Annotated in this window: 14 protein-coding genes; 12 read left to right on the forward strand and 2 right to left on the reverse strand. The window is 32.7% G+C overall.

Annotated features, from left to right (window positions below):
• Positions 1-219: 219 nt before the first annotated feature.
• From O1A01_RS12975 to O1A01_RS13010, 8 genes are all read left to right on the forward strand, one after another.
• Positions 220-1,302 carry a type III polyketide synthase gene (locus O1A01_RS12975; protein WP_066414262.1) on the forward strand — a complete coding sequence of 361 codons (1,083 nt, stop codon included), beginning with the start codon at positions 220-222 and terminating at the stop codon, positions 1,300-1,302.
• Positions 1,303-1,308: 6 nt separating this feature from the next.
• Entirely contained in the window at positions 1,309-1,875 is a 567-nt protein-coding gene (locus tag O1A01_RS12980; RefSeq protein WP_333482938.1) for an isoprenylcysteine carboxyl methyltransferase family protein, read from the forward strand.
• A 310-nt stretch (positions 1,876-2,185) separates the two neighbouring features.
• A complete protein-coding gene (locus O1A01_RS12985) occupies positions 2,186-5,851 on the forward strand; it encodes a dynamin family protein (RefSeq protein WP_270064306.1) in 3,666 nt (1,221 codons plus the stop codon).
• Between the two features lies 1 nt (position 5,852).
• On the forward strand, positions 5,853-6,605 hold the full coding sequence (locus O1A01_RS12990) for a nucleotidyltransferase domain-containing protein (protein ID WP_270064307.1): 753 nt from the start codon (positions 5,853-5,855) through the stop codon (positions 6,603-6,605).
• 94 nt (positions 6,606-6,699) lie between these two features.
• On the forward strand, positions 6,700-6,903 hold the full coding sequence (locus O1A01_RS12995; RefSeq protein ID WP_270064308.1) for a hypothetical protein: 204 nt from the start codon (positions 6,700-6,702) through the stop codon (positions 6,901-6,903).
• Entirely contained in the window at positions 6,890-7,159 is a 270-nt protein-coding gene (locus O1A01_RS13000) for a YpbS family protein (protein ID WP_066414250.1), read from the forward strand. Before O1A01_RS12995 ends, O1A01_RS13000 begins: the two co-directional genes overlap by 14 nt.
• A gap of 3 nt (positions 7,160-7,162) precedes the next feature.
• Entirely contained in the window at positions 7,163-7,975 is an 813-nt protein-coding gene (locus tag O1A01_RS13005; protein WP_270064309.1) for a sulfurtransferase, read from the forward strand.
• A 74-nt stretch (positions 7,976-8,049) separates the two neighbouring features.
• On the forward strand, positions 8,050-8,187 hold the full coding sequence (locus O1A01_RS13010) for a hypothetical protein (protein WP_094366121.1): 138 nt from the start codon (positions 8,050-8,052) through the stop codon (positions 8,185-8,187).
• A 112-nt stretch (positions 8,188-8,299) separates the two neighbouring features.
• Here O1A01_RS13010 and O1A01_RS13015 read toward each other — a convergent pair whose 3' ends face one another.
• Positions 8,300-8,584, reverse strand: coding sequence for an SdpI family protein (locus tag O1A01_RS13015; protein ID WP_066414246.1), 285 nt, complete (start codon positions 8,582-8,584; stop codon positions 8,300-8,302).
• Positions 8,585-8,736: 152 nt separating this feature from the next.
• Here O1A01_RS13015 and O1A01_RS13020 point away from each other — a divergent pair, with 152 nt between their 5' ends.
• Positions 8,737-9,102 carry a DUF2512 family protein gene (locus O1A01_RS13020; RefSeq protein ID WP_066414243.1) on the forward strand — a complete coding sequence of 122 codons (366 nt, stop codon included), beginning with the start codon at positions 8,737-8,739 and terminating at the stop codon, positions 9,100-9,102.
• 150 nt (positions 9,103-9,252) lie between these two features.
• On the opposite strand, the gene O1A01_RS13025 is transcribed toward O1A01_RS13020, so the two are convergent.
• Positions 9,253-9,846 (reverse strand): TetR/AcrR family transcriptional regulator, encoded by a 594-nt coding sequence (locus O1A01_RS13025; RefSeq protein ID WP_066414240.1) that lies wholly within the window; start codon positions 9,844-9,846, stop codon positions 9,253-9,255.
• A gap of 151 nt (positions 9,847-9,997) precedes the next feature.
• Between O1A01_RS13025 and O1A01_RS13030 the strand changes: the two genes are divergently transcribed.
• The 3 genes from O1A01_RS13030 to O1A01_RS13040 all read left to right on the forward strand — a co-directional run bounded on the left by O1A01_RS13030 (position 9,998) and on the right by O1A01_RS13040 (position 13,877).
• Positions 9,998-10,906 (forward strand): ABC transporter ATP-binding protein, encoded by a 909-nt coding sequence (locus O1A01_RS13030; protein WP_066414233.1) that lies wholly within the window; start codon positions 9,998-10,000, stop codon positions 10,904-10,906.
• Between the two features lie 2 nt (positions 10,907-10,908).
• Positions 10,909-12,513 carry an ABC transporter permease gene (locus O1A01_RS13035; RefSeq protein WP_270064310.1) on the forward strand — a complete coding sequence of 535 codons (1,605 nt, stop codon included), beginning with the start codon at positions 10,909-10,911 and terminating at the stop codon, positions 12,511-12,513.
• Between the two features lie 272 nt (positions 12,514-12,785).
• Positions 12,786-13,877 (forward strand): PIG-L family deacetylase, encoded by a 1,092-nt coding sequence (locus tag O1A01_RS13040; protein WP_270064311.1) that lies wholly within the window; start codon positions 12,786-12,788, stop codon positions 13,875-13,877.
• The last annotated feature ends 9 nt before the right edge of the window (positions 13,878-13,886 follow it).

Genomic DNA, 13,886 nt, shown 5'->3' on the forward strand with positions numbered 1-13,886 from the left:
ATGAGTAATGTAGTTATGTTAGTTTTCAGATATAATAAAACTGCACAACAACACAACTCCTTTAAAACGTTGCTTTCCCTTTCAACTATGGGAAAGCTTTTTTTCTAGTAAAAACCTATCCTAAGAACAATTTTTCAAAAGAAAATAAAAATAAATAAATGAATTATATACTATTTTTTGGTGAAAATAATCTTAATTATTATGTAGGAGTTTAAAAAAATGCCAAAAATAGTTTCTGTTGGGACTGCAGTACCTAAATTTGCATTAAATCAAGAAACTGTAGTTGAGTTTGCTCGTGAACTTTTTTCTCATTCTTATAGTGATATTGAACGATTATTATCGATATTTTCTAACGGTAATATATCAAAGCGTCATTTTGTAAAAGGACTCGATTGGTTTAAAGAAAATCATTCATTTGAAGAAAAAAATGATGTATATATACAAGAAGCAATTTCTTACGGTGTTAGAGCAATTAACAACTGTTTAAATAATGAAAGCATGTTACATGAGGCTATACATTTGGATGAAATTGATGCTATTTTTTACATATCATCTACTGGAATTTCAACACCTAGTATTGAAGCAAGAATAATGAATAAATTAAGTTTTTCTGAACATGTGAAAAGAATTCCAATATGGGGTTTAGGGTGCGCTGGTGGAGCGGCAGGATTAACGAGAGCCTTTGAATATTGTAAAGCTTTTCCTGAACATAAAGTTTTAGTTTTGACAGTCGAGCTTTGTTCGCTAACGTTTCAAAGACAGGATCCTTCAAAAAGTAATCTCGTCGGTACATCACTTTTTGCAGATGGAATTGCGTGTGCATGTATTGTGGGCGATTTAGTAGAATTTAATAACAAAATAACATGCCCGTCCATTATAGATACACTTTCAACGTTAATGAAAGATTCAGAGGAGGTAATGGGGTGGGATATTAAAAATGATGGATTATACGTCGTATTTTCACGTGATATTCCAACCATTATACGAACATGGTTGCATACTAATGTTCAAAAATTCCTTCTAAAACATAATTTATCTACTAACGAAATAGATCAATGCATATTTCATCCAGGTGGAAAGAAAGTGTTAGATGCTTATGAAAAAAGTTTACAGTTATCTAAAGATAAATTAAAGAGCTCTCAAACTATTTTAAACCTTTATGGAAATATGTCTTCTGCGACTATATTTTACGTTTTAAAAGAAGTAATGGAAAAAGAAGCACAAAAAGGCGATACCGGACTTGCCGTAGCGCTAGGACCTGGATTTTGTTCTGAGCAAGTACTTCTTAAATGGGAGGACTGAGGGTTGGTGTTTACCTTAATTATATCTTTAGTTATTACGCAAAGATTAGTGGAACTAATAATTGCAAGACGTAACGAAATATCGATGAAAACAAAAGGAGCAATTGAGTTTTTTCCAGAACATTATAAGTATATTGTCCTTATCCATATTAGTTTTTTTCTTTCACTCTTGTTAGAGGTTAGTTTTTATAATAAACAATTATCGACAATTTGGCCAGCTATTTTAGCACTGTTTTTAGTAACACAAGCTATTCGAATATGGGTGCTTTTTTCATTACGCAATTATTGGAATACCAAAATTATTGTGTTACCAGGAGCTAATATCGTAATGAGGGGACCATATAAGTTTGTACGGCACCCAAACTATATCATTGTTTGTTTAGAAATTATCCTTATTCCGATTATGTTTCAAGCATACTGGACGGCCATAGTATTTACTATTTTAAATGCATGGGTATTATCAATAAGAATTCCGTTAGAAGAGAGAGCATTAAGCGAAGCGAACACAAAATATGATGAATACATAGAGCACAAAAATAGGTTTTCACCTACATTTAATAAATTTACAGAATAATTTGTATTGATGATGAGAATCATTCTATGTTAGAATTGAAATGAAAATAATTATCAATATCACAACTATAAAAAGTGAAGGTGATTAGCATGACTATACTTTTTGTTGGAGCAACAATTATTACTTATTCTGTTTTATTAAAATATGTGCTACATAATACATGTAAAGTATCTAACTAAAACCACCGTCATTTGGTGGTTTTTTGTTATTTTTTTATTAGTTTTTATGAAACATTGCAGAAATTATAGGAAAAAAACTAATTTTCAAGTAAAATAATATTAGAAAAATGCAAACAAGGGGTACTTATAATATGGGAGTTACAACAAAAGTAGAAAAGCAAACTTTATTAGATTTACAACAAAAAACATCGAACGTATTTATGAATATTCACAATAGTGGGGATCGCCAGCGTGCCAAAAAATTAGCGCAGTTGCTTCAAAAAATGAATAAGAAGGAATTAATGATAGCGTTTTGTGGTCATTTCTCTGCAGGTAAATCAACATTTATAAATGAGTTGTTACAAGAGCAAGTATTGCCTTCAAGTCCAATTCCAACCTCAGCTAATGTTGTCACCATTAAAAAGGGGAACGAAAAGGCTATTGTTCAATTTTTTGAAGACGAACCTTTAGAAATACTTCCTCCTGTTGAATTCAGTAAAATAAAAGAATATTGCAAAGCTGGAGACCAAGTAGAAAGTGTTCTATATCAATTTCCTTTTCAACATTTGGATGACTCACTAGTAATTCTAGATACACCTGGTATTGATTCAACAGACGACGCACACCGCGTATCAACCGAATCAGCACTACATTTAGCAGATGTAACCTTTTACGTGATGGACTATAATCATGTTCAATCGGAAGTTAACTTACAATTTATTAAAGATTTACAACAAAAAGGGAAAAAGCTCTATTTAATTATTAACCAAATCGATAAACATCAAGAAAATGAATTGCCTTTTTCTGTTTATAAAAAAAGAATATTGCAGTCACTCCATGAGTGGAATATAGAACAATGTCCGATGTTCTTTACAAGTTTAAAGCAACAAGCTCATCCATTAAACGAACTTAAAAAAGTAAAACTGTTGTTATCAAAATTATTAAACGATAAAGAAACTATTGTAAAAACGACAATCAAAATGGCGACAGAAACGATTATTAACGAGCACATTGAATGGCAGTATGAAAATGAAGCGGAAAGGCTCGCCTCATTAAAACAACAGCTGGACGAAAATAAAACGTTAAAACAATTGCAAAACGAACTTACGGAAAAGAAAAATTTGTATAATGGTTTACTAGAAAAACAAAACAAAAAACAACTTTCTTTTCAAGAAGAAGTTCAAAAAATATTAGACAATGCTAATATTACACCGTATGAAATGCGAGAGTTATCAAAAGCATACTTACAATCTATGCAAAAGGAATTTAAAGTTGGGTTGTTATTTTCAAAAAAGAAAACGGAAGAAGAAAGACAAAAAAGGGAAACATCTTTTGTTCAGGATATAAAAAACAGAGTACAAACACACGTAGAAAAGCATGTTCAAGAATATATGTTAGCTTTTATTGAAAAAGAAGGGATAACGAATCCTACTTGGATGCAAAGAATACAAACGATTACGATTGCAATTGACCGTAACTTTATTGAAAAGCATGTAAAACATGGAGCGGGCGATAGTGGTGATGCAGTCTTGAATTTCACAAAGGATCTTGCAAGTTCTATTCGAAAAGAGTATAAAAATATAACATTCTCTTTAATGAATGAATGCTTTAAAGAGCTTGAAATGAATGAAAGAGCTACTATTGAAAAGTTAAAATCAGAATTAGAACAATTAGAGAAAAAAATTAACGCACAAGAGCAATATGAAAAAATCGTTAACAATATCCAGCAAACGCACAACAATTTATTAGATATGTTAGGGAATCCTTCTAAAAGTGCAAGTGCTGAAGAGTTAAAGAGTGCAACAGCAATGTATGCAAGCAAAGTAAAACGGCAAGTAAGTGGAGATGATTTGGACAGTATCACTGTTAATAAAGAGTACAGTTCTAATGCTTTAGAAACTTATACAAATATTAATTCATCTCAAAAGACGTTAGCAGATACCATTACAAATTTAAATTTAGTATCTGAGCAAATAAGCAAGCTACCGCCATTCAAACGAATTGCCAAAGAGTTAAGGGAACGGTCCAATAGGTTAAATAATCAAAAATTTACGGTTGCGTTATTTGGAGCATTTAGTGCTGGAAAATCTTCATTCGCAAATGCTTTATTCGGCGAAAAAGTTTTGCCAGTCTCGCCAAATCCAACTACAGCATCGATTAATAAAATTTCACCAGTAACAGCAGAAAATAGCCACGGAACTGTTCATGTTAAAATGAAAAAAGAACAACATTTATTACAAGATGTACAGCTTGCTCTTTCGATATTTCGACTACAGGCAAGTACATTGGAAGAAGCGAAGGAAGTCATAAAAAGTTTAGAATCAATCAATATAGTTGATCCAAAAAGTAAACCGCATATAAGTTTTTTACAAGCTTTCGCTAAAGGATATTCTTCCATGAAATCTCATATCGGAAATTTACTCACTATTTCCTTAAATGAATTTGAAGATTACGTAGCAACGGAAGAAAAAGCGTGTTTTGTAGAATGGATTGAAGTATTTTATGATTGCCACTTAACGCAGCAAGGTATAACAATCGTTGATACTCCAGGTGCTGACTCTGTGAACGCAAGACATACAGAAGTATCCTTTGAATATATTAAAAACTCTGATGCTATTCTTTTCGTTACGTACTATCAACATGCATTTTCAAAAGCTGATAGAGAATTTTTAATCCAGCTTGGACGCGTAAAAGACGCATTCTCGCTAGATAAAATGTTCTTTATTATTAATGCTGCTGACCTAGCAAACACAGCGGAAGAGTTACAATTAGTGAAAAACTATGTTGGGGAACAACTTCTTTCGTATGGTATTCGAAACCCAAGATTATTTGCACTTTCTAGTCTACATGGATTGACAGAAAAAACCGGTGAAATTCCTTTGTCACTACCGTCATTTATGAGGGATTCACAGCTCCCTCAATTTGAAAATGCGTTTTATCGTTTCATTGAGGACGATCTTGTTCATATGTCAATTAACGCAGCGGAAGAAGAACTGAAACGTATTATAGTAAATGTAGACACTGTTTTTCGTTCTGCCCAAGAAAGTGATGAAGAGAAAAAAGAAAAGTTAAATTACTACCGAAATGTTGCAAAGAAGATGTTAGATAGAATTGATCAGTTTCAAGTTACTGATTATAAGGTGTTACTAGAAAAAGAAATCAAAGAACTCCTTTATTACGTAATTCAACGTTTGTTTTTACGTTATCGTGAATTTTTTAAAGAAGCGTTTAATCCGTCTGTTTTACGTGATGACCTTAATATTAAAGAGCAGCTACAATCTTCATTTAATGAACTCTTCGTTGACATGGAGCATGATCTCACTCAAGAAGTAAGAGCAACAACTGTAAGACTTGAAAAGTATATTAGTACGACGTTAAATAATTACCAACATAATGTAAAAAGCGAAATTCAAAAGCTTGATAAAAACTGCAACTTTGCACTAGTTGAGAATAACCGTGTGAAATCGTTAACAATTCAATCTGGATTAAAGCAAATTTCTGATAAGGAAAAGAAAAATATTTATTCGTTTTACCGAAATTCTAAAAGTTTCTTTGAAAAAAATGAGAAAGAAAAAATGAGAGACTATATGGAGGAAGTATTTCAACCGGTTGTTGAACAGTTTATATTAGAACAAAATAGCAAGTTAGCTCAATACTATTGTGGTGTTTTGGATGAACAATTTTATTATGTACAAAATGTAATTACTAAACAAGTTGAAGAGTATTATGATGGAATTATCGCTGGACTATCTCAAGATTTAGATATGGATATGTGGTCAAACGTTTTATTGAATATAAAGAAAACAAACGAGGGATAAGATGGATTTTTCTAATCTTTTTTCACAACTAGAAAAGGAACATAATTTCCAAATTTTATTCGCTTGCGAAGCCGGCAGTAGAACGTATGGTACAGCTGGTGAAAACAGTGATTTCGATATTAGAATCATTTACAAACGAACTATAAAGGAATATTTATCTCTAAAACCTAACAATAATGATTCATTCACTTATATAAATGGTGAATTTGATATTCAAGGGTGGGATTTGAGAAAAGCACTACTATTAGCGAAGAAATCAAATCCTTCTCTATATGAAATGATCAATGGGAATGAATATTATGTAGCAAATTCATCCTTAGTAAGTTCGCTTCGGACTATCATAAATGATACCTATTCGAAAAAAGTATTAGCGAGTCATTATACGCAGCTGCTGGCTAAAAATATAAAGCTGTATAATGAAAAGAAGAAGAGCTCTTATTTGTATCATTCATTTCGTTCTGCACTTATGATTGAATATATGTTGAAGTTTCATCAACTTCCTCCCATAGCATTATCACAATTAATAAATAGTAGTGAAATGTTCTCGCAAAATGATTTAAACATAGTGATAGAAATAAAAAAGAATGGTACTATATCGAATGAAGATAGTATGAACAGATTATTAAAAGAGCTTCAACTTTATGTTGTTGAAGCAAAACGATTAATTGACCATCTTGAACAGCTCGATACGAACAAAGTGCAGTGGAGTAGCTTAGAACATATTTTTCTTGAACAAATTGGATTTAAACAATAATAACGTAAAGGTTGTATATGATTAAACTCCGAGTTGGTCATAACCGAAAGAAAATGGAAAATTTCTTTTATATCTGTAAAGAGAAGGTGGGGAAATGAAGCAAAATGATGTAGGTCACTTCCACGCTTGTGCCACCTGTAAACATTTTAGAGTAAATAAAGAATCAACTAAAACTACGTATAAGTGCGGCAGGCTCGGATACGAAACAAAGCCAGCGTATCAATTCCACTGTTGGGATCCGAAAGACGTAGTACTACAACTTATGAAAAAGCGAGGATTAAATTATGAGCGTACATAAAGAAATTTCAGCACATGCAAAAAAACAAAATGAAATAGTAACTACATTTTTGACACTTGAAGCAAAAAGGGAACAGTATATTGATGAAGCGATTCAAATATGTATGGAGGGTAAACCTTTTTCCACAGATAAGATAAATGCAGTAACAGAGAAAATGAATCATCTTGCAAGAAATGGAATTGCTCCACAAAGAAAATTAGTTAGTATTGAAATGGTAAAAGAATATGTTATGAGGTTAAAGCGTAGGGAGAGTTAAACTATGTCCAATATTATTAACGCACAGTGGGTCAATGATCATTTAAATGAAATTGTCCTCATCGATTGCCGTTTTCATTTGCAAGATCCACTTAAGGGAAAAGAAGAATATAAAAAGGAACATATTCCGAATGCTTTTTATTTTGATTTAAATAAAGATTTGTCAAGTGATATAAGTACTCATGGTGGCCGTCATCCACTTCCCAACATGATTGAATTTGTAAGTAATCTTCAGCAGTGTGGCATAAATAATACTTCTACTATTGTTGCTTATGATGACCAGCAAGGAGCAATGGCCTCAAGGTTTTGGTTTTTATTAACGTATTTAGGGCATAAAAATACATTTATTATGAAAGAAAGCTTTGCAGAATGGAAAGAAAAAGGCTTTCCAACAACAGATGTACTACCTAAAATTAGTAAAGAAGAAGTATCGATTGAAGTAGATTTACAAAAGGATTTATTAGTCACGATGGAAGATGTCCGTAACCGACTAGAATCGATTAATAAAGGAGAAATCGTCCTTATTGATTCTCGAGAAGAAGTACGATACAAAGGAATACAAGAACCAATCGATCGTATCGGAGGCCATATACCTGGAGCAGTTAATAAATTTTGGTTAGATATAAAGAAAGGAAAGGAATCTTTTCAAGATTTAGATCCAACAAAAGAAGTTATTGTATATTGTGGCTCTGGAGTAACAGCTTGTCCAAATGTTCTTGCACTAAGAGAAGCTGGCTTTCATAATGTAAAACTTTATGCAGGTAGTTGGAGTGATTGGATTTCCTATAATGATAATCCAGTAAGTACAGATTCATGATTATTTTTCCTTAATCGAAAGCGCATTATATTCACATACTAACTCCGAAGCCATTGAGCAGAGGAGGGTTAAGAATGGGTAGAACAAAAAAAGGAAATGCAAATGCTAATAGAAACAATAACGCGAAAAAAGGAAAAATGAACACGGAATTTGCATCATATGCAGAATTTGAAGCAGCTAAAATGACTAACCAACATAAAGATAAAGAATAAAAACAACAAAGTCTTGTCCAATAAGACGTTAAGCAAGTGGGGAAAAACGAGCGTTTTTTTCCACTTGTTTTTTGTATCATTTAACTACTAAATGACTTATTAATCCTGTATATTATTTGCTTATACGCCATTCAACAAGTAAAAACAATATCCCGATTAGAGGAACTAATGTAACGAGTGCCCAGATGGGAGATGTGAAATAACCTACCATAGATAAGACTAGTCCAATCAACATTAATAGCTTACTACTAAATTGATTAGCGGTTTTCCAATTATTTATATTTTTCATGGAATTATGAGTTCTATACCCGTAAAAGGAGTTAATTCTTTTTGGCGGGAACGTGAATAATACTAGTCCTGCCATGAAAAGAATAAATCCAAGCAAAATATCCTCCATCTAAATAACACCTCCTAATAAATATAAATACGTTTCAGAAGTATTAAAGTTTCAATTTTCAATACGGATAGAAATACTTTACTTCTTTTGTAAAATGTATATAGAAAGAAAATTATTTATCAGAGCAACCTAAATAAAAGGAGGTGCTACATTTGAGACATTTATCAGCGATCGTAATTAAAACAGCGATGGTAGCGCTTGTTTTATGGTTTATATTATCAGGATTATATAATTACCCTATTGGAGGAACGTTTGTTCTTTCTCTATTCATTGTAGGGATAAGTTATCTAATAGGGGACTTAGGAATATTAAGGATTTCCAATAACATAATTGCAACAATTGCTGACTTAGCAATTACAACCTTTGCATTATGGTTACTTGCTCCAATCGTTTACGGTGTCGGAATACCATTCGGAGCAGCATTCATTTCGGCTTTAATCATCGGAGTTGGTGAATGGTTCTTCCACAAATTTGTTGCCAATGGCTTACTAAATAATAATCCTAGTCCCATTTCATAATACCATTGAAAAGAGAAAACTGACCTTATTAAAAAAAGGGCAGTTTTTAATGCAAAATTATAAGTTGAATGAACTGTAGTTTATGAAGGAAATTTGTCATTTGGTGCGCTTCCCCAGGAAATGTGAAGAGAAGTCGGGTTGTATTAGTTCTTAATTTGTACTTGGGTCTTTTCCCAATATACCGTAAAACAATATTTGCATAATGTCTTCCGTTAGAGGAAGTAGTTGTTGATAGGTTTCTTCCTTTTTAAAGTAGTCTGTCATCATTTGAAAATAAAACAATATTGCTTCATTTGACAGATTTTTATTGATAAAACCTTCCTTCTTACCATCTTCGAAAAAACTCATTATTTGTGGTAGTACTTTTTCCGCGTACAATTTTTGCAAATGATTCCCTTCTTCTCTATACTCTTTCAAAAAATATTCATATAATTCCTCGTGTAGTTGATTAGCGGCTTTTTTCTTATTAAATATAATTTGTTTTATTTTATCAGGAAAGGGCAATTCACTATTTATTAACTTTTCAAATTCAAGGGTAACGTTATCTGTATAATATATAAACACTTCGCGAATCAGATTATGTTTACTATCGAAATAATTGTAAATGGTAACTTGTGATACGTTAGCTTTTTTTGCTATTTGTGATATCGACACTTTCTGAATCCCAAACTCCATAAATAGTTGGAGAGCTGCTTCTAATATATTGTTCATTTTTTCTTCTTTACGGCGCTGAAACCCGTCCATTACATTCACCTCATATATAAGTTTAATAAAAGTTATGAAATAAAACAAATATAATATTTCATAAAGGTGTTGAAAGTGGACATCATCTCCTATATTATGAAATATATAACGTGTAATATTTCAAAACTTCTTTAAAGAGGAGGTCCTACTGATGACCGTACTTAATATTACTGAATTAAAAAAAAGTTTCGGTAAATTTTCAGCATTAAATGGAGTAAATATGGAAGTGCATGAAGGAGAAGTTTATGGGTTTATTGGGCCAAATGGGGCTGGGAAATCGACGACCATTCGAATTTTGCTTGGAGTATTAAAAGCATCAAGTGGTGATGCTAAAATCTTTGGAAAAGATGTATGGAAAGATGCTGTTGATATTCATAAAAGAGTTGCTTATGTTCCTGGTGACGTTAATTTATGGCCGAATTTAACAGGTGGCGAAGTAATTGACTTATTTTTGAAGTTAAGAGGGGACATAAACGTTAGCCGGCGTGAACAATTAATTGAAAAGTTTCAATTAGATCCATCCAAAAAGTGCCGTACGTATTCAAAAGGAAATAGACAAAAAGTAGCATTAGTATCAGCGTTTGCAGCCGATGCAGATTTTTATCTGTTAGATGAGCCAACATCAGGGTTAGACCCATTAATGGAAAGAGCTTTTCAGGACTGTGTGATGGAAGCAAAACTAGCCGGAAAAAGCGTCCTCCTATCAAGCCACATTTTATCAGAGGTAGAAAAATTGTGTGATAGAGTAGGAATCATACGCCAAGGCGAAATTATTGAAAGTGGAAGTTTAACAGAATTACGTCATTTAACAAGAACTAGACTAATAGTTCAAACAAAAGAACCAATTACCGACTTAAGTAAACTAAACGGAGTACATGAAGTTGAGAACTCTCGTGATTCTATAAGCTTCCAGGTTGATGCTGATCAGCTAGATATCGTAATAAAGTATTTAGGACAATACGGTATAGTAAAGCTTGAAAGTGCACCACCGACTTTAGAAGATCTGTTTATGAGACATTATGATATTTCATCCGCTTCAAGAGGAGATAGGGGTGAGTAAAAGTGTGGTATCAGCTATTTTCTAATAATGAATTACTTTTTAAGTTTATGTTAAAACGTAATCGATATCGGATGGTAATATGGATACTCTCTTTTTTACTAATATCGATTGCTACAGCTGGTTCATTCGAAGGTCTATATAAGTCGGATGTGGAAAGGCAAGCGATTGCGGAAACAATGAAAAACCCTGCAATGATAGCGATGGTTGGTCCTGGTTACGGATTAGATAATTACACAACCGGTGCGATGATGGCACATCAAATGTTGTTATTTACTGCTATAGTAGTGGCAATTATGAGCATATTATTTGTAACGAGTCTTACGAGATCGGAAGAAGAAGATGGTCAACTTGAATTGTTAAGATCATTGCCCGTTGGACGTTTAGCGAATTTACTTGCAACATTTAAATTAATGATTATTCTAAATTGCTTGCTTGCTATTATTATCGGAGTTGGTTTAACGTCTTTAAATATTTCTAGTATGGACGCACAAGGATCTTTTCTTTATGGTGCAAGTTTAGGGGCGACAGGTCTCATTTTTTCAGCCATTACAGCATTAATGGCACAACTCTCTCAAACTAGTAGAGGAACACTCACGCTATCATTTATGCTGTTAGGTTTCGGATATTTAATAAGAGCGATTGGTGATGTTAGTAACCCATTACTTTCAAACGTTTCTCCATTAGGCTGGATTTTATCTACTGAAGTTTATGTGCAAAACAATTGGACACCCATATTTTGGACGATTTTATTAGCGGTTTTACTAAGCCTAATATCTTTATATTTACAAGCAATACGAGATGTTGGCTCTAGTTTTCTCCGAACTAAATCCGGAAAAAAGAATGCTTCTCCTTTGTTACTATCAACTCTAGGTTTAGCATTTACACTTCAACGAACAAGTATTATTGCTTGGTCCATTGCAATGTTAATGTTAGGGTTATCGTACGGTTCTGTTTTTGGTGATCTTGAAAATTTTTTCGGAAGTAATGAAATGCTTTCTGAAATGCTAGCTCCGATAGACGGATTATCATTAACGGAGCAATTCTTAACGATGTTAATGTGTATTATCTCTTTAATTTGTACAGTTCCACCCGTGATGTTCTTTTTAAAGTTAAAGGGAGAAGAAAAAAAGAACCGAATTGATCATCTATTATCTAAAGCAGTTTCACGGAATCAATTATTATTTTCGTATGTATTCATATCCATACTAAGTAGTGTAATGTTGTTATTACTATCTATATTAGGATTATTTTTCGCTAGTAGTTTAGTAATGGAGGAGCCTATACAAATCGTTGTTTTACTAAAATCAGGAATGGTATATTTACCATCAGTGTGGCTAATGATTAGTATTACTATTTTTATATATGGATTTAAACCTCAACTTACAGCGGTTATTTGGATCTACTTAGGCTATTCATTTTTTGTCGTATATTTAGGAGGACTATTGCAATTGCCGGAATGGATGAGTATGTTAAGTCCTTTCGGTCATATTCCACAGTTTCCGGTCGAGAATATTCATGTTGCACCATTAATGACTTTATTCCTAATTAGTCTTATAGTCACTTTTTTTGGTGCGAGAGCCTTTAGAATAAGAGATATTTCTGTGTAACAGCGGTTATTTTATAATATAAAAAAGCGTTATGTCAGTTAAGTAGACAGAGCGCTTTTTTGTTGTTATATGACGATTGTCACAGTACAATTCATATTCTCTAGGAAAGAAGCGTTATAAAAACTTGTAGGATATATAGGTATTAATACATTTTTAAAAATTCTTAATATTTTGTATATTAGTAGATGGTAAGGAAACTTTACTAACTAACAAGTTAACTTACTGAAAGGGGGCTTATTACGAATCCATTAATTTTTAGGGGGAATGTTTACATGTTAAGAAGAAAGCTTTTGTTAACTCTAATGGCAGTAATTTTACTATTACCGCTCGTATTTACTGAAAGTGTAAAAACGATGGCAGTTAAAAACGGGAATCATGATGTAGATTTATGGAAAGTGGTAACACCGTTAACGACAACAACAAGTTTTCTAAATACAGGTGCTCACCCAGATGATGAACGTAGTCATTTATTAGCCTATTTATCTTTAGGTAAAGGTGTAAGAACTGGAAGCCTTATCGCAAATAGGGGTGAAGGTGGACAAAATGAAATTGGAACTGAGTTAGGAAATGGATTAGGAATTATTCGTTCCGAAGAATTAATAGAAGCATCAGATGTAACGAATGTAGACTTAATTATGCTAAGTGAAGACATTAGTGACCCTATCTATGATTTCGGTTTTTCTAAATCAACAGAAGAAACGTTACATGAATGGGGAGAAGAAATAGCGTACGAAAGATTAATTAGAAAAATTAGAGAATATCGACCGGAAATTGTATTCCCATCATTTTTAGATGTTGATTCTCAACACGGTCACCATCGTGCAATAAATGTTTTAACAGAAAGAGCTTTTGAAGATGCAGCAGATCCTACCGTATTTCCAGAACATTTAGAAGAAGGATTAACTCCTTGGCAAATAAAAAAATTATACTTTCCTGCCCAATCTAACAGTAATGCTACAGTTTCCATTGAAGTAGGAAATGAAATTGATGATGTTTATGGGAAAACTTATGCGCAACTAGGGGAAGATTCTCGTTATCTTCATAAAAGTCAAGGTATGGGAAGAGAAGTACCTGTTGCTCCACTTTACGTGCATTTAGATTTAGTTAAGTCTGTCCATCCAATTCCAGACAAAGAAGAAACGATTTTTGATAGCCTCGACTTTAGTTTCACAGAAGTAGCAGAAAGATTAGAAAGAAGCGATAATCAAATAAAAGGTGTACTTAAAAATGTACAAAGTGCACTAGATGCAGTAGTTAAAAGTTACCCATCTCGTGAAGAAGTACTAGTAAATGCACACGGGGCTATAGGTGAAGTAAAAAAAGCAATTGTTAAAGTAGAAAAAGTAATATTTCAAAAGAGTTAAAGAAAGATA

Source organism: Sutcliffiella sp. NC1 (assembly GCF_027594365.1).
GTDB classification, from domain to species: Bacteria; Bacillota; Bacilli; order Bacillales; family Bacillaceae_I; genus Sutcliffiella; species Sutcliffiella cohnii.